17 protein-coding genes and 1 riboswitch are annotated in these 17,253 nt (G+C 37.5%); of the genes, 12 read left to right on the forward strand and 5 right to left on the reverse strand.

Annotated features, from left to right (window positions below; all coding sequences use genetic code 11):
* Window positions 1-16: 16 nt before the first annotated feature.
* From argH to PARC_RS04155, 6 genes are all read left to right on the forward strand, one after another.
* Entirely contained in the window at window positions 17-1,882 is a 1,866-nt protein-coding gene (gene argH / locus PARC_RS04120) for an argininosuccinate lyase (RefSeq protein ID WP_007581654.1), read from the forward strand.
* Between the two features lie 260 nt (window positions 1,883-2,142).
* Entirely contained in the window at window positions 2,143-2,349 is a 207-nt protein-coding gene (locus PARC_RS04125; protein ID WP_010553179.1) for a hypothetical protein, read from the forward strand.
* Between the two features lie 15 nt (window positions 2,350-2,364).
* Entirely contained in the window at window positions 2,365-2,898 is a 534-nt protein-coding gene (locus PARC_RS21675; protein WP_010553180.1) for a hypothetical protein, read from the forward strand.
* A 26-nt stretch (window positions 2,899-2,924) separates the two neighbouring features.
* The gene (locus PARC_RS04140) at window positions 2,925-3,401 is read left to right on the forward strand and encodes a hypothetical protein (protein WP_148664663.1); all 477 of its coding nucleotides are present in this window, start codon (window positions 2,925-2,927) and stop codon (window positions 3,399-3,401) included.
* A 494-nt stretch (window positions 3,402-3,895) separates the two neighbouring features.
* A complete protein-coding gene (locus PARC_RS04150) occupies window positions 3,896-4,408 on the forward strand; it encodes a hypothetical protein (RefSeq protein ID WP_010553183.1) in 513 nt (170 codons plus the stop codon).
* 184 nt (window positions 4,409-4,592) lie between these two features.
* The gene (locus PARC_RS04155; protein WP_238142566.1) at window positions 4,593-5,030 is read left to right on the forward strand and encodes a hypothetical protein; all 438 of its coding nucleotides are present in this window, start codon (window positions 4,593-4,595) and stop codon (window positions 5,028-5,030) included.
* Window positions 5,031-5,065: 35 nt separating this feature from the next.
* On the opposite strand, the gene coaD is transcribed toward PARC_RS04155, so the two are convergent.
* Entirely contained in the window at window positions 5,066-5,557 is a 492-nt protein-coding gene (gene coaD / locus PARC_RS04160; RefSeq protein WP_010553185.1) for a pantetheine-phosphate adenylyltransferase, read from the reverse strand.
* A 198-nt stretch (window positions 5,558-5,755) separates the two neighbouring features.
* On the opposite strand from coaD, the gene PARC_RS04165 reads away from it, so the two are divergent.
* Together PARC_RS04165 and thiI are read left to right on the forward strand one after the other, a co-directional pair.
* The gene (locus PARC_RS04165) at window positions 5,756-6,448 is read left to right on the forward strand and encodes a TetR/AcrR family transcriptional regulator (protein ID WP_050576434.1); all 693 of its coding nucleotides are present in this window, start codon (window positions 5,756-5,758) and stop codon (window positions 6,446-6,448) included.
* A gap of 340 nt (window positions 6,449-6,788) precedes the next feature.
* A complete protein-coding gene (thiI, locus tag PARC_RS04170; protein WP_010553187.1) occupies window positions 6,789-8,246 on the forward strand; it encodes a tRNA uracil 4-sulfurtransferase ThiI in 1,458 nt (485 codons plus the stop codon).
* A gap of 40 nt (window positions 8,247-8,286) precedes the next feature.
* Here the strand turns inward: thiI and PARC_RS04175 are convergent, their stop codons facing one another.
* Both PARC_RS04175 and PARC_RS04180 read right to left on the reverse strand, forming a co-directional pair.
* Window positions 8,287-9,189, reverse strand: coding sequence for a ketopantoate reductase family protein (locus PARC_RS04175; protein WP_010553188.1), 903 nt, complete (start codon window positions 9,187-9,189; stop codon window positions 8,287-8,289).
* The gene (locus tag PARC_RS04180) at window positions 9,182-9,535 is read right to left on the reverse strand and encodes a VanZ family protein (protein ID WP_010553189.1); all 354 of its coding nucleotides are present in this window, start codon (window positions 9,533-9,535) and stop codon (window positions 9,182-9,184) included. The genes PARC_RS04175 and PARC_RS04180 overlap by 8 nt, the downstream gene beginning before the upstream one ends.
* 152 nt (window positions 9,536-9,687) lie before the next feature.
* On the opposite strand from PARC_RS04180, the gene PARC_RS04185 reads away from it, so the two are divergent.
* From PARC_RS04185 to PARC_RS04195, 4 genes are all read left to right on the forward strand, one after another.
* Window positions 9,688-10,170 (forward strand): YajQ family cyclic di-GMP-binding protein, encoded by a 483-nt coding sequence (locus PARC_RS04185; protein ID WP_007377833.1) that lies wholly within the window; start codon window positions 9,688-9,690, stop codon window positions 10,168-10,170.
* Between the two features lie 201 nt (window positions 10,171-10,371).
* The gene (locus PARC_RS21705) at window positions 10,372-10,635 is read left to right on the forward strand and encodes a hypothetical protein (protein ID WP_010553190.1); all 264 of its coding nucleotides are present in this window, start codon (window positions 10,372-10,374) and stop codon (window positions 10,633-10,635) included.
* Complete coding sequence (locus PARC_RS04190; protein ID WP_010553191.1) at window positions 10,635-11,156, forward strand: hypothetical protein; 522 nt, start codon at window positions 10,635-10,637, stop codon at window positions 11,154-11,156. The genes PARC_RS21705 and PARC_RS04190 overlap by 1 nt, the downstream gene beginning before the upstream one ends.
* Window positions 11,157-11,221: 65 nt before the next feature.
* Window positions 11,222-11,405: riboswitch (cobalamin riboswitch) on the forward strand.
* A 37-nt stretch (window positions 11,406-11,442) separates the two neighbouring features.
* Entirely contained in the window at window positions 11,443-13,293 is a 1,851-nt protein-coding gene (locus tag PARC_RS04195; RefSeq protein WP_010553192.1) for a TonB-dependent receptor domain-containing protein, read from the forward strand.
* A 237-nt stretch (window positions 13,294-13,530) separates the two neighbouring features.
* Here the strand turns inward: PARC_RS04195 and msrA are convergent, their stop codons facing one another.
* A complete protein-coding gene (msrA, locus tag PARC_RS04200; RefSeq protein WP_010553193.1) occupies window positions 13,531-14,067 on the reverse strand; it encodes a peptide-methionine (S)-S-oxide reductase MsrA in 537 nt (178 codons plus the stop codon).
* A gap of 85 nt (window positions 14,068-14,152) precedes the next feature.
* Window positions 14,153-17,251, reverse strand: a complete 3,099-nt coding sequence (locus PARC_RS04205; protein ID WP_010553194.1) for an efflux RND transporter permease subunit — start codon at window positions 17,249-17,251, stop codon at window positions 14,153-14,155.
* Window positions 17,252-17,253 lie beyond the last annotated feature (2 nt).

A 17,253-nucleotide genomic window follows, 5' to 3' on the forward strand; every position in this document is an offset into this window, starting at 1 on the left:
GGTTTGGAGAGATTTCATGGCATTATGGGGCGGACGTTTTTCTACGGGTCCAGATGAGGCGTTTAAGCAATTTAACGACTCTCTTCCCTTTGACTACCAGTTAGCAGAGCAAGATATTATTGGTTCTGTGGCATGGGCTGGTGCACTTGAACAGGTAAGTGTACTTTCAAGTGACGAGCACACAAGATTAGTGGCTGCATTAAATGAGCTGCTTGAAGAAGTTAAAGCAGATCCACAAGCGGTAGCTACTTCAGGTGCAGAGGATATTCATTCACATGTTGAAGCAGCTCTAATTGAAAAAGTAGGTGATTTAGCTAAAAAATTACATACAGGCCGAAGCCGTAATGACCAAGTTGCCACCGACTTTAGATTATGGTGCCGTGATACGGCTGACCATTTACTAGATGCTATTGCACAGCTTAAAGGTGAGTTTGTAGCGCTTGCAGAGCGAGAGCTTGGCACAATATTACCAGGTTACACGCACTTACAGCGCGCACAACCAGTATTGTTTAGCCACTGGTGTATGGCGTATGTAGAGATGCTAGAGCGTGATGAAAGCCGCCTGCAAGATGCTAAAGCGCGCATGAATTTTTGCCCATTAGGCAGTGGTGCATTAGCAGGTACTGCTTATCCGATTGATCGCCAAGCATTAGCGCATGGGCTAGGTTTTACAGCGGCTACAAAAAACAGCCTTGATGGTGTATCTGATCGTGATTTTGTTTTAGATCTTTTAAGTTGTGCGTCTATTTCGATGATTCACTTATCTCGTATGTCAGAGGATCTGATTTTTTATAATTCGGGTGAAGCCGGATTTATAGAGCTTGCTGATAACGTAACATCAGGTTCATCGCTCATGCCTCAGAAAAAAAATCCTGATGCACTCGAGCTTATTCGCGGTAAAACCGGACGTGTGTTTGGTGCATTTAGCGCTATGATGATGACGTTAAAAGCGCTGCCACTTGCATACAATAAAGATATGCAAGAAGACAAAGAAGGCCTGTTCGACGCTATGCCAACATGGCTTGCATGTATTCATATGGCGCAAGCATGTATTAAAGGCGTTAAAGTAAACGGTGATAAGACACTTGCTGCAGCAAAAGGAGGGCATGCAAACGCCACCGAACTTGCTGATTACTTAGTTGCTAAAGGTGTGCCATTTAGAGAAGGGCATCACATTGTAGGTGTACTTGTACAGCTTGCGATTAGCGAAGGTAAAACGCTTGAAGAGCTATCGCTTGAGCAGTACAAATCAGTAAACACTGTATTTGAAGACGATGTTTACCCAGTACTTGAAATTGATGCATGTATAAAAGCACGTAAAGCCCTTGGTGGGACGTCTATTGAACAAGTAACGAATGCTGTTAAAGAAGCCAAAAAAAAACAGCAAATAACGGTACGTGATGCAAATTTAGATGATGTAGAAGCAATTGCCACGCTTATACAGCATTGGGCAACGGTAGGTGAAAATCTGCCTCGTGCAAAAAGTGATATGGTGCACTCAATTAACGAGTTTGCAGTAACAGAAATAAATGGAAAAGTGTCGGGCTGTGCGTCGTTATACATTTACGATACCGGCCTTGCTGAAATACGCTCATTGGGTATAGACCCAAAAAGTAAAGTGTCGGGGCAGGGTAGACAGCTTGTAGATCATCTACTTACTAAAGCCAAAAAATTGGCACTTAACCGAGTTATTGTATTAACACGCGTACCAGATTTTTTTGAACAACAACGTTTTACTTTTTGTAGCAAAGACTCTTTGCCTGAAAAAGTAATGAAAGATTGTGAACTTTGCCTTCGTAAAGAAAATTGTGACGAAGTAGCAATGGAATATATTTTGAAGCTAAGTACACGTGCGGAGATCCCGTGTAAATACGTAGCTTAAAATCCCTGGATACAAAAAACGTACGGTTATCCCTGTGCGTTTTTTTATGTTTGTAGCAAACTGGTCGGAGCTGTTTGATTATATAAGTATATTTTGAGTGAGTTTTAAGGTGTCAAAAAAAGTTGGCACATTGGTTGCTTTGTATAAGGTAGATAGCAAAATAGCTATCACTACTTTAAACAGGTGATGCATTTATCTACATAATAATGTGGTTAAAAGTTGCACCAAATATAATTAAAACTTTTACAAGGATCAATCACATGCAAGTTTCAGCTAATAGCCAAGTACAAATGCAAGCATACAACAAAACACAACAATTAAAGCCTGCAATGGAACAAACTGCTAGCCCTAAAACCCTGCAATCTGATACAGTAAGCTTCTCTCAAGAGGCAATGACTGCTGCGAGTACTGATTTACAGCGTGGTGGTTCATTACTTTCTGGTGGGACTGGTTCTCGCCCAAAATAGTTATATAGGTATTCGATGTTTTTATTTGAGCTGTTTGGTCTTTTTTCACTATCAGCCCTGGTTATGTGGGCTTTTTTGATGGCATTCTTTTTTAACATTTTTGTTTATAGTTTAGGTGTTAAAAGAAATACGACTTTACTAATCAGCTCACTTATTATGATGGTTTCTTATTCTGCAACTGATTATCTTTATACCTGGATATCATATTACAATACAACTTATTTTGATTGGGCTATACATGATGCTATTACTATTGCTAGTTTAATAATTGCTTATAGTGTAGTAAAGCGTTCTAGTACTTCTCTCTTATATTTAGTTACAGGTCTTTCCATAAATATGATTCTTGTGTTATTTATGCATTTAGATGTTTATATTTATGGTAATCAAGAGCCTTGGATTCTATGGGATATTTATCTTTATAGTGTAAATGTAATAGACTTAACAATGGTTGTCGCATTAATTGTTGATAGAGACTTTCTCGGTCTTCATAAATTAAAAAATAAAACTCTCAACTACTTCAAGTCAAACGATACCCATAAAGTAACCTAACTTAAATGTACGTTACTGAAGCCCTGATGGATTATGTAGAAGCTTTCTCTCAATGGGGCTTTTTAATGGCCTTCTTATACTGTTTAGCTTCCAGTATAAATAAAGAAAATAAATCCTCGGTTTATTTATCTGCGGTTATGCTCTGCTCATATATTTCCAGTGGTTACATAAACTTATTAGAAAGTTTATATTTAAATTGGGCGCTCTACGATTTTATTACAATTTTAGCTTTGTTAATTTTAGAGTACTTTAAAGTACTTCACCGCTCTATAGCTTTTCACTTCATCACCTTTGCGTTAATAATAAATGCTGTGCTCACCTTAATATTGCATTACGATCTATACGTTTTATATAACTATGAGCCTTGGTGGTATTGGAGTGTTTATTCTATTGGCGTTAATATGTTCGATGTTTTAATGTTTCTGTCACTAGTATTCAATAAAAATACCATTTTTAAAAGAGGGGTTGCATTGAACTTTAAAAAGTTGAAAAATATTGAATGAACTTTTAATTAGCCCAACAGTTTCTCTGTACATAGGTGCATTTGTACAATGGGGATTTCTTATGGCTTTTTTGTACTCCCTTGCTCATTCGATTAATAAGCCTAATAAAGAAAGAGTGTATTTGTCTTTGGTTATGAGTGTTTCATATTCGTTTAGTATATTTACAAATATGGATACGGTAACTTATCTAGATTTTTTGTTTTCCGATATTTTAACTCTCCTAGTTATTATTTCCCTTAGGCGGCTCTGGCATGATGGTATTACCTATCTATATATTATTACTGGTTTAGCTATGAACTCAGCTCTACACTTTCTCATGCATTACGACATCTATATATCAAATAATACAAGCTACTGGTGGCTTTGGAATGCTTACGCGATAGGGGTCAATGCTGCTGATTTTATAATGGTAGCTATATTTTTTATAAACAAAGATTTTTTATACTTGATGAAATTTAGAAATGGTTTGATTACTAGTTTGAAAAGGACAGTTGATGGCTGACCTACTCTGGAGTCTTGTCGATTTAGGCGATAATATAGGGCTATTATTTACTTGGTTCTTTTTAATTTCATTTTTATATAATCTATCAGCAAGTATAAATAAGGCAGATAAAAGCCTGCTACAGTTATCATTCATTATGCTGGTTTCTTATACTTCAAGTCTTTTTATGGATCCTCGAACTTCGACTCCTCACTTAAATTACTTTTATTTTGATTTTGCTACCATAGGTACTTTATTACTTTGGCGAGCTGTATGTAAAAATCCTGTCCCCATTGCTTTTGTCTATGTAATTGTTGGTCTATTTATTAATACGTGTCTGTTCCTGGGTATGCATTACGATATTGTAATCGTTGGCACTCTTTACTATTGGTGGTTTTGGACCATTTACACATTCGGGATGTATTTTGTCGATTTTACCATGGCATTGGTATTAATCATCAATAAGGATTTTTTAGGCTTAAACAAGCTTTTAAGATGTGTTAGAAAGTTAAATTTAGATCGCTGAGGCAGTAAAGCTCAACTTAAAAGAAGAATGATTTTGTGCCTTTATTTGATGTTGCCGTAATATGCAAAGCGGTATAATAATTTTTTATCTAGTGTTGGAGTAAAATGGTTGAGCTACTTTTAAATACAAATATCTCTTTTTATATAGGTATTTTTGTACAACGGGGCTTTTTGATGGCTTTTTGATGGCTTTTTTATATTCTTTAGCAAGTTCGATAAATAGCGCAGATAAAAGCATTGTTTGGCTATCTTTCATCATGGCACTTTCTTACTCTTCTAGTATGTTTATTGATATGGACGCGATTACTTACTTCGATTTTTTCTTATTCGATATTATTACTCTATTTGTTATTATTTTATCTGGTTTTTTTATAAAGATTAGCAGCGTATACATTTATTTATTATTTGGTTTAGGTATAAACACCTCACTATTTTTTGCAATGTATATAGATAATGATGTTATGCACCATTATGAATTTTGGTGGTTCTGGTGGGTGTACATAGTAGGTATAAATTTTACAGATTTGACCATGGTTTTAGTTTTCTTTATAGGTAAAGATATTTTAAAACTTGCTTGGTTAGAAGGAAAGCTAAATAAAGTGTTTAATAAAAGGGCCTATTAGTAATGGATTTCAGTGCTAACAGGCCTTATTTATTATTAACTGGCACCACAGCCCAATTTAGTTTTTAGAGCTTTAACAATTACAGGGTCTACAAACTCGCTTACATCACCATTGTGGCGAGCTACTTCTTTAACGAGTGTTGATGAAATAAATGAATTTCGCTCTGCGGGTGTTAAAAATACACTTTCTAAGTCGGGGTTCAGGCGGCGGTTCATGTTAGCTAATTGAAATTCATAGTCAAAATCAGATACAGCTCTAATACCGCGAATAAGCACATTAGCATTGTGCTCGCGCGCAAGGTCAGCCAATAAACCAGAAAAACCAATCACCTTAACATTATCTATGTGGCTTAAAATAGTGTTTGCAAGCTCAACACGTTCTTCAAGGTTAAAGCAGGGTTTTTTACTTGGGTTATTAGCAACCGCAACTAATACAGTATCAAACATTTTAGCTGCACGTTGAATAAGGTCTGTGTGCCCATTAGTTAGTGGATCAAAGGTGCCAGGGTAAATTGCAATAACTTTCATAATGTTCGCTATTTATTATTTTAGCGCTAGTTTAACAGTGTTTATGCCACAAAGCAGCCTAGCTAAAAAAGCATATAAACACTTACTTTCTTTAAACAGGTCAGTCCATGGTGGGAGTGTTTTAATGATTCATATTTGTTTATACTGTTTACCTCTTTTGAGTGTAATGTAGCCTATAGATAATTTGAGTATTAGCATATGAATACCAAGGATAAAATAATACACACCAGTATTTTGTTGTTTAACGAAAATGGTGAGCGTGCAATAACGACAAATCATATTGCATCAAACTTAGGGATGAGCCCGGGTAATCTTTATTATCATTTTAAAAATAAAGAAGACATTATCCGTCATATTTTTGCGCTGTATCGCGATCATTTAAATACTCACTTTAAACCTATTAATAAAGATGATGATGCATTTAATCATTTAACGGCTTACCTAGATTCGTTATTTGAGCTGATGTGGCGCTATCATTTTTTTTACGATAATCTCGGGGATATTCTCTCTAGAGATGCTGATTTAAAACAAGCTTATATTGATTTTCAGTTAGAGTTGTTAGAGCAAGTTCGTAAAATTATTTTAGGACTTCGCGACAGTGAAATGATTGCTATTGATGAGCAAGATGTCATTGATTTAGCACATACATTAAAGTTAACGGTTAGTTTTTGGACGCCTTATATTAAAGCCCGTAGGCCAAGTGGTACGCTTGCTGAGCAAGATATATATCATGGCATTTTAAAAGTACTTACATTATTTAGAGCGTACAGTACCGATAAAAGCATTGATAAAATGAACCTGCTACGTGAAAAATATACTGAATTAGCGCAACAAGCCTTAGGGCCTGTTGACCTTTCAGGATTAAAATTTGTTCAATCTAGGGGCAATTAAATCGCGACGCGAGGTTTGTAACCTAGTGGGCTAAGTAAAAACCGAGCAACAAAGAGTTAATCGCCCCTAGGCTGAACCCTTTGGGCAGCGCTTGTTTGGTATTTATGCTACGTTATCGCCTATTTATGGGGAATAACCACAATGGGGAATAACCACACTACATAGGCTCTGCCTTGCCTAAATACCAAACACACTGCTGCAAATTTAACCTCGAAAGATAAACAGGCCCTAGCTGTAGTTTAATCGATAGTAATAGGCTGTTTCCTAGGCGCTGAATTTTTTGCTATAATCCCGCGCCAAATGCCTGGGAGCGCGAATTCCCGCAGTCTAAGAGTGAACTATGCTTAAATTTATCGTCAAACTACATCCTGAAATAGCCATTAAAAGCCGTTCAGTCCGTAAACGCTTTACTAAAGTGTTAGAAAATAACATTAAAATTGTATTGCGCCGTGTTGACGAAAAAGTACAAGTAAGAAATAACTGGGATAACATTTCAGTTGTTACAAAGCTTGAAGACGCGCAAGTTCGCCTTGATTTTATCGATAGCCTTAAACGCATCCCTGGCATTGTTCAATTTATTGAAGTAACCGAAACACAATTCGAAACTCTTGATGATATTTATCAAAAAACCATCGCTTTAGTTGGTCATACTATTGTAGGTAAAACCTTTTGTGTTCGTGCTAAGCGCATAGGGCAACACGATTTTACCTCAACTGATTTAGAGCGTTATGTTGGTGGTGGATTAAATCAACATATTGAAGGCGCAAGCGTAAAGCTTAGCCGCCCAGAAGTAACAATACGCCTAGAAGTAAAAGACGATAAAGCTTACATTGTTTCTCATACGCATTTTGGTATGGCTGGTTTTCCTCTGCCAACTCAAGAAGATGTGCTTTCGCTTATGTCTGGTGGTTTTGACTCTGGCGTAGCAAGTTACCAAATGATTCGTAAAGGCGCACGCACGCACTTTTTATTCTTTAATCTAGGTGGCGCAGCGCACGAAATTGGCGTTAAGCAAGCAAGCTACTACTTATGGAAAAAATACAGCTCTACACATAAAGTTAAATTTGTAACAGTTGATTTTGAACCTGTTGTTGCTGAAATTTTAGAAAACGTTGAAAACAGCCAAATGGGTGTTGTACTCAAACGTATGATGATGCGCGCAGGGAGTGTGGTTGCGCAAAAGTTAAACATTCAAGCACTTGTCACTGGCGAAAGTATTGGCCAAGTATCTAGTCAAACATTAGCGAATTTAAGCGTGATTGACCGTGTTACTGAAACGCTTATTATACGCCCGCTTATTCAACACGATAAGCAAGAAATTATTAATATTGCTCGCCAAATTGGTACGGCTGAAATGGCAGAAACAATGCCTGAATACTGTGGTGTTATTTCTAAAAAGCCAACGGTTAAAGCCAAAATAGACGTTATTCTTGGTGAAGAAGAAAAGTTCGACTTTGATGTACTTGATACCGTTGTAAATAACGCACGTATAATGGACGTGCGTGATATTGACGTTGAAGCCAAACAAGAACTTAAAGAAGCTGAATCGGTTGCTGATTTACCTATAGGCTCTGTGGTAGTTGATATTCGCTCACCAGAGGAAGAAGAAGCTGCACCGCTTGCAATCGACGGTGTTGAAGTGGTTCATTTACCGTTCTTCCGTCTGGCGACTAAGTTTGGTGATTTACCAAAAGACACCGACTACTATTTATATTGTGATAGAGGCGTAATGAGCCAACTACAGGCACTTATGCTGCACGAACAAGGCTTTGAAACTGTAAAAGTTTACCGCCCATAAGGTTTGTAGTCTTAAAGTTAAGAATTTATATAAGCGTGGTTTATACCACGCTTTTTTTTGCCTGAATTTTGACAAACAACTCATCATTGTAAGGTGTAGGAATACCGTAAATTTTACCTTGTTGGCTAATATAGCCACATATAGCTGATATTTCAGTTTCTCTGCAATGCGCTACGTCTTGCTGCATTGAAGAGTAATTGTCAGACGTTAATTCCATTATTTTATAAGCGGTATTAAGTGCTTTAATCAATGGGATATTAAGCCCTTGTACGTTTGCTATATTGCATGCTTCAGTGAGTGCATTAAAAATTATAGCGTTGTACTTAGGTGCGCGTAACTCACCATTTTTTACATTACTTAAAGCGCTTAATGGGTTAATGGCAATATTTACGAGTAGTTTTTCAAAACGAAGCTGCTGAATGTTATTAGTAAACTTGAGGCTGGGTATTACTTTAAAAATATCAGCTATTGGCGCGCTATTTTGAAAAGCTAATTCATTACAAGCACCAATAACACTTTGTCCCTCACCAGTGTGCTGCACAATGTATTGGTTTGATTTAAAGCCCGCTATGCTTGTCGTTAAAAAGTAGAGTGCTTGGTGAGTGCTTAGCTGGCTATTTACCTCATCAACATTACCCATTCCGTTATGCGAAAGTACAACAGAGCAATGATTTGGTAAAAATGGCTTTATTTGCGTAAATGCATCAAGTACTTGAAAGGCTTTAACTGTAAATAAAACAACATCAAATTCAGCCGCTTTATTTAGCTGATTTAATGAAATAAATTGTGCGTCAATTTTTTTAGATGCACCCTTTCCTCTGCTGTAAAAGCGGGTATTTGTTGGGCTTTTGCGAGTTAAGACACTGACATTATGCGACGCACTTAGAAAATGACTAAGTAACAAGCCAATAGCACCATCGCCGACAATTAAAATATTAGCCATATGGGTTCTTTTTTCGAGGTGTAAAAATTACTCTAAGTAAAAAGTAGCTTGCGGCACCTGCAAAATCAGCAAAAAAATCACCGAGTGATGCTTGCCTATATGGAAGTGCGTCTTGCATTATTTCTATAGAGGCGCCATAACCTGCCAATAAAAGTATTTGCACATATAAAGGAAGCTTAAACGCTTTATCCATTATTATGGCTAGTATAAAAAAAATCCCAAAATGGGCGACTTTATCAACATGAGGAAATAAATTTACAACGCCACCTTTTATTTCTTTGGCAAATAAAAAGGTAAAAGCTACTATGCTGATTAAAAAAATTGCTTGATAAACACGCCTTGTCACGACAAATCCTAAAATCGCTTAAAAAAGAGGCGCAAGTATATCAAACTAATTTAATATCGCACCTGAACAAGATGCAGAAAAATGTAAAGATTTATAATTTTAGCGTTATAATTACCACATAAAATTAAGATTAAATAGTTAGGAGCAAACCAATGCCTTCATTTGATATTGTATCTGAAGTAGAAATGAACGAAGCTAAAAACGCAGTTGATAATGCAAATCGTGAGCTAGAGACTCGCTTTGACTTTAGAGGCGTTGATGCATCTATTGAGCTAAATGACAAAACAATTAAGCTTAAAGCTGAAGCAGACTCTCAGGTTATGCAATTATTTGATATTTTAGCTAACAAAATATCTAAGCGTGGTATGGATGTATCAAGCTTAGAGCTTCAAGATATTACCCGTGCAGGTAAAAATGTATTTCGTAACGTTGGCTTAAAGCAAGGTATCGAAAAGGACATGGCTAAAAAAGTAGTTAAAGCCATTAAAGACTCTAAAGTTAAAGTTCAAGCTGCTATCCAAGGCGAAGAAGTACGTGTAACGGGTAAAAAACGTGACGATCTTCAAGAGGCTATGCAAGTAGTGCGCAGTGCTGAGCTAGGTCAACCTTTTCAGTTTAAAAATTTCCGCGATTAATTAATAAATAATTTTAAATTAAGCATGCTTTAATCTGTTTATACTTACAGACAGATTTAAGCTACTTACTCTTTTTAAATATCTCAATATTATCCCTCTTTACTGCCTAGATACTCCCGTATGTATTAATCTCCTTTTTGATATTTAAGCTATTATATTTAATCACATGCAATTAAGTACTTCTCACTAGAAGGTATTAAAATGAAACTTCATCAATTATTTTTGTTATTTGTTTTGCTTACATTTACCAAACCAAGCTTATCAAAAACAGTTGATATTGATGTACTGGTTGAAGATGGCTACTTTCCCATTATTATTAATGCGCAAAAAAAGCAGGGTTTTGCTCCTGAGTTTATTAAGATTTTAAACGGAGCACAGCAGGAGTTTAACTTCGTACTTAAGTCTCTACCTGTAAAAAGGCTTGCTTTGTCAGTTGAAAAAATAATTTTGATGTTTTATTTTTAATGGCACTGCAATGGATCCCACAATCAGCGCAAGAGAATATTAAAAAAACCGAATTTTATACCATTACCAAAAATGAGCTTTATACGCTTAAAGAAAATACAAATGAGCAAGCTTACTTTGACGACATTACGTCATTAACAAAGGTTGGGGTTCTGGGGTACTCGTATCAATTTGCTGGATTTAATACAGATGCTGAATTTTTAAGTGAGGAACATCAAGTAAGTTTAACCATTGATGAATTCAATGTTGTTAAAATGCTGCTATTAAAGCGCGCGGAAGTAGGCGTTTTAAATAATATTGCTTACCAATATTTTAAAAATCAAAATACTTTTAATATGGATTTACTCTATAAAAGTAACGTACCAGATGCCGTTTATAAAACGCACTTTTTAGTTAACTCTAAATTAAATAAGATCACCAGTAATAAAATGGATGAAATACTAAGCTTACCTACTGCACAAATACAACTTCAGAAGCTACTTGATAAATATGGCGTTTCTTCAAACTATACTAGGCCCTAACTGCATTTTAAAAAGGTTTTTAGCTGTATAGACGTCCATTGACATTTGTAAACAAAATACTCACAATAGCGACATATTTTCAAGGTGCTTGCTAGCCACTTCATGTAATGATTTTTTTAGCAGGATAATCGGGAAGTTGGTGCGTTTTCATGATGACTACAAGCCCAACACTGCCCCCGCAACGGTAAAGTATTGCATATTTTGATGTGCTTACTGAGTCCGGAGACCGGCCTTGATGCAATCTTACTTACTTAAATCTTTGCGGTGGGCAAAGGTAGGGGACATCATGTTAAACAAAACAACTTTAGGCGTTGCTATTTCTGCTGCGCTTTCATTTTCTGTGTCTGGCGCAGAGCAATCAATTGAAAAAATAACCGTTACAGCTAATAAATTTGAGCAATCAATCAATGACGTTTTAGCAAGTGTAAATGTTATTGAGCGTGCAGAAATAGAAGCAAGCAACGTACGCGATTTACCCTCTCTTTTAAATACAGTTGTTGGTCTTGATATTGTAAGTAATGGGGGCTTTGGGCAAAAAGCGGATGTATTTGTACGTGGCGCGTCGGCAAAATACACATTGGTTTTGGTGGATGGTGTTAGGATAAGTGATGCGACTTCGGGTAGTGTGTCGCTTACTAATATCCCTGTTAATAGCATTGAACGTATCGAAGTTATCAAAGGTGCTCGCGCGGCCATTTATGGTTCAGATGCAATCGCAGGGGTTATTAACATCATTACTCGTGATGCAATTAATAATACTTTATCTGCAACATTTGGTAGCAATAGTTACTCAAACTATCAGCTAGCAGGTGGGGTAGCTAAAGATGCGTTGAGCTTTAAATACAATGCAGGTTATGAAGAAACAGATGGCTTTGATGTTACTGAAAAAGACCCTACTGCTGCAATTACTAAAGATCATGATGATGATGGCTATAGAAATAAAAATATTGGTTTTAACTTAAGCTATCATACTGAAGATTTGGGTCAATTTAGCGCACAAGCACAGTATAGTGAAGGTGAGGGCGAATACGACTCGGCATACTCTAGCGACGCTTATGATTTTGAAAACTATATAGCTAAATTAGGTTGGGAAAAAAGCTCTCAAAATTATAATCAAGGTGTTTCAGTCAGTTTATCGCAAGAAGAAAATGAGCAAACAGGGACTGCAGTAAATACTTTTTATAGTACTGAACGTTTTGAAGCAGAATATCGTGGTCTATATACTTTAACTCAAACACTAGAATTAAGTGGCGGTGTTAATTTATTACAAGAAGATTTATCCGGTTCTACAGCAACTTCAGTACATGAAAAACGCGATAATAAAGCATTATTTATTGGTGCTTTTTATGACGATGACATATGGCTTGCTAGTGCTGTTATTAGAACCGATGATTACGATTACCACGGTCGCGCTAATACATACAGCACAGGTGTTGGTTATAAAGCTAATAAATATATTAGTGTTCGTGCAAGTCACGGTACAGCATTTAGAGCACCATCATTGGTGAACGCGTTTGTAACGAATAGCCTCTATTATGTAGGTAACAGCGATATTAAGCCCGAAGAGGCTGTCAATAATGAGCTGGGCATTACGCTTACAACAAAATGGGGTCGTTACGATATTACTATTTTTGATAATAATATTACAAACTTAATTGAAAACCAATATGACGCTAATTTGGGAAAATATGTACCTTCAAATGTTGCGCGTGTGTCTATGCAAGGGGTTGAAATTAGTGCTGAGTTTAGCGCATTAGGGTTTGAACATAACGCTAACTTAAGTTTTTTAGATACAGAAGATGAAACTACGGGTAAAGAGTTGGCGCGTCGTCCATCTGAAGCATTTAATTATACACTAACTAAAAATTGGGGACATTTTGACGCTAATCTAACCATGATATATCGCTCATCTCGCGATTCAATTTCATACTACGATACAGAAATTGCAGCGTTTACTGTGTTTAATATTGCTGCTAACTATCAGCTTTTAGATAATCTAGCGCTACATGCACGTATTGAAAACTTAACTGATAAAGAGTACTTCACTGCGGGTATTGGCTTTGCCGCAAGTGGTGAGCTTTTAGGCTACAGCGCACCCAGCAGACAAGTATTTGCTGGGATTAGCTACCAGTTCTAAATTTATTATTTAGTTATTAAAAATACAAAAGCCCGATAAATTATCGGGCTTTTTGCCTTTTCTGTTTACTTTTAAGTTATACCAACCTGCATAGACCTCTAAACAGTTTAACGGATTAAATCACACGCTAACGTCGTTATAAATTTTTTATTTAGAACCACTGGATATAAAATTTTTGCCTAGTTAGAGCGCAATTTTATTATCGTTAAATAGCTTCTATACTTATGCTGATTGGTATTAATCAGTTAAAAACTCTTTAAATACGGTTTCAAACTTATGTAATTTAGGTGCTATTAAAATACTACAGTAACCCTGCTGTGGGTTTTCGTTATAGTAATCTTGATGATAATGCTCTGCTGGATAATACGTAGTGGCAGGGCTGACTTCTGTCACAATTGGCTCACTCACATGGCTTTGCAGTTGAGCTATCATTTCATTGGTTTGCTTTAGTTGGGCTTCATCGTGATAGTAAACAACGCTTCTGTACTGTGTGCCTATATCGTTACCTTGGCGATTCAATTGTGTTGCATCATGCAAAGTGAAAAACATTGCTAAAAGTGTTTCAAAGCTAACTACAGTAGTATCAAATTCAATTTTAACAACCTCAGCGTGCCCAGTTGTGCCAGAGCATACAGAATTATAGGTTGGGGTGTCGGTTTCGCCACCGGTATAGCCAGAACTCACATCCAATACGCCATTTACACGTCTAAATGCTGCATCTATACACCAAAAACAGCCGCCACCAAATGTGGCTACTTGCGTTGTTGAGCTCATAAGTATTCCTAAAATGTATATGGAGTTTAAAGGCGAGCATAAATTGTATGCGCCGCAACAACAAGGTTACGGCGCAATAAAGAGATTAGATCTCTTCGAAAGGCTTTTCAGCAGCTTGTTTATTTAGCTTTTGTTGTAAAAACTCAGGTGATTGTGTATTTTTCGATAGAGCATAATACGCAGCAGGTACAACAAAAAGAGTCAGCAGGGTAGATACAATAACCCCTGTAAACACAACTACACCAATTACCATGCGGCTTTCGGCGCCGGGGCCTGAGGCAAAAACCAAAGGAACAGAGCTCATAACGGTTGTTAGTGAGGTCATTATTATTGGGCGAAGGCGCTGGGTAGCTGCTTGTAGTATTGCTTCACTAAACTCAACGCCTTTATCGCGTAATTGGTTAGTAAATTCTACAATCAAAATACCATTTTTAGCACTTAAGCCTATGAGCATAACAATACCTATTTGGCTGTAAATATTTAAGGTCAGTCCTGTAGCCCAAAGCCCAAACATAGCGCCCATTAAACCAAGCGGTACGGTAAGCATAATGACAAATGGGTGCATAAAGCTTTCAAACTGTGCAGCAAGCACCAAGAAGGTAACGGTGAGTGCAAGTATAAATACGTAGGTCATCGCTGATGCGCCTTCGTAATAAAGCTGCGATTCACCTTTGTAATCTACTGCGCCATCTATATCGTTTTCTTGCGCGGCTACTTCGTTTAAAAAGTTAAGCGCTTGTTCAAGTGTATAACCGTCGGCTAAGTTGGCGCTTAAGGTAATTGCACGCATACGGTTGTAACGGTTTAAGCGCGATGCTGTTGCTTCTTCTTTTAAGCTGATAAGGCTATCAAGTGGAACTAGTTCACCGCTTCGTGATTTAAGGTATATATTTGAAATATCAGTAGGGTTGGTAAAATCTTCTTTTGTCCCTTTTAAAATCACATCGTATTCTTCACCGCGGTCAATAAAGGTCGTAACACGGCGCTGGCCAAGCATTGTTTCTAGTGTACGGCCTACATCAGATACCGAAACGCCTAAATCGGCAGCTTTGTTTTTATCTATGCTGACTAAAAACTGCGGGAAGGTTTCTTTATAATCATGATCGATTCTTACTAAACCAGGGTTTTGTTCAGCACGCTTTATTATACGGTCACGCCAATCGGCTAGTTGAGCGTAATCATTACCTTGCAGTACAAACTCAATTGGGCGAGATGAGCCACCACCACCAATACCACGGCGCATAATGGCAAATGCACGAACATCGGTAACTTCTTGCATTTTACCGCTTATTTCGTCCATTACTTCCCACGTTGAGCGTTTGCGTTTATCCCAATCGGCCATACCCACAATCGCAACACCGCCGCTGCCACCCCAGCCAGGCACTCGGACAAGTACACGACTTAGCTCACCGGCTTGCGAATAAGGCATTAAGCGCTCTTCAATTTTAGCCATATTAGCGGCGTTATTTTCGTAACTTGCGCCTTCTGGGCCGCTCATCATAATAAAGAACGTGCCACGATCTTCTTTTGGCGTTAGCTCAGAAGGAACTTGTAAAAACAACGAGTAACTAACAAAGCCAGCTAATAATAAGCTCACCATTAAACCCCATTTACGGGTTATGTTGGTGGAGAGTGAATTACGGTAACTTACTTCAATTTTAGTAAACTGGCGGTCCATCCATTGGCTAAATTTATTTGGTTTGTCTGATACTTTAAGTACTTTAGAGCACAAGGCTGGTGCGAGAGTAAGTGCTGTAACACTTGAGAAAAATACGGCAGCACTTACCGCCATAGCAAACTCAGTAAATAATGCACCTATACGGCCATCCATAAATACTAATGGCACAAATACCGATATTAGTACAAGAGTAGTTGCTACTATGGCAAAACCGACTTCACGCGCGCCTCTAAATGCAGCTAGTAACGGCGGCTCACCCAGTTCAATACGGCGGTGAATGTTTTCAAGCATTACAATAGCATCATCTACTACTAAACCAATGGCCAGTACTAAGGCAAGTAAAGTTAGTAAGTTAATTGAGTAGCCCATTGCCAATAAAAACATAAAGCTACCAACAAGTGCGACCGGTACGGTGACCGCAGGGATAAGCGTTGCTCGTATATTGCCTAAAAACAAAAATATAACGAGTACGACTAAACCCATAGAGATGGCAAGTGTGCTGTAAACTTCATTAATAGACTCTTTAATAAATACAGACGAATCGTAGCTGTCTTGAATTGTAGTGCCTTCAGGTAGGTTGCGTTTGATTTTTTCAAGTTCGCTGCGTGCGTTATCTACTACGGTTAGTGTGTTTGCTTTAGCTTGTTTTACAATACCTAAGCCAATCATATTACGCCCGTTACCACGAAATAAGCTTTCGTCATCGGCAGCTTCTAAACGTACATCGGCAACTTCACCTAAACGTACTAGGTAACCTTCATCACCACGTTTAATTACCAGGTTTTTAAAATCGCGCTGATCTTTATAACTACGGGCAGTACGCACGGTAAAGTCACGATCTATAGATTCTATTTCGCCAGCCGGTAACTCAACGTTTTCTGTACGAAGTGTGTTTTCTATATCGCTTGAGGTAATACCCCGTGCAGCCATTGCTTGGCGGTTTAGCCAAATTTTCATGGCGTATTGGCGCTCACCACCAATACGTACGTTAGATACACCATCTACTACGGCTAAGCGGTCAACAATAAAACGCTGCGCGTAATCAGATAACTGTAACGAGTCCATTGTTTCGCTGTTTAATACAAACCAGGCGATTGGGCTTTCATCACTATTTGATTTAGATACTTCTGGTGGGCGTACCTGATCGGGCAAACTATCAAGTGCACGTGCTACACGTTCGCGTACATCGTTAGATGCAGCATCTATGTCGCGGTTAATATCAAACTCAATGGTAATGTTTGAACGTCCATTACGACTCGATGAGTTAATACTTTTAATACCTTCAATACCTGAAATTCGATTTTCTATTATTTGCGTTATTTTGGTTTCTATAATTTCGGCAGAAGCACCTGTGTATTCAGTGCTGATATTTACAATCGGCGTTTCAATATCCGGGTATTCACGAAGTGGCAGCATAGTAAACGCAACCAGTCCAAAAGTAAGAAGCAGTAAATTAATTACTATGGCAAAAACGGGGCGTTTAACGCTAGTATCAGTAATTTTCACGT

It is taken from the genome of Pseudoalteromonas arctica A 37-1-2 (assembly GCF_000238395.3).
In the GTDB taxonomy this organism is placed as follows: domain Bacteria; phylum Pseudomonadota; class Gammaproteobacteria; order Enterobacterales; family Alteromonadaceae; genus Pseudoalteromonas; species Pseudoalteromonas arctica.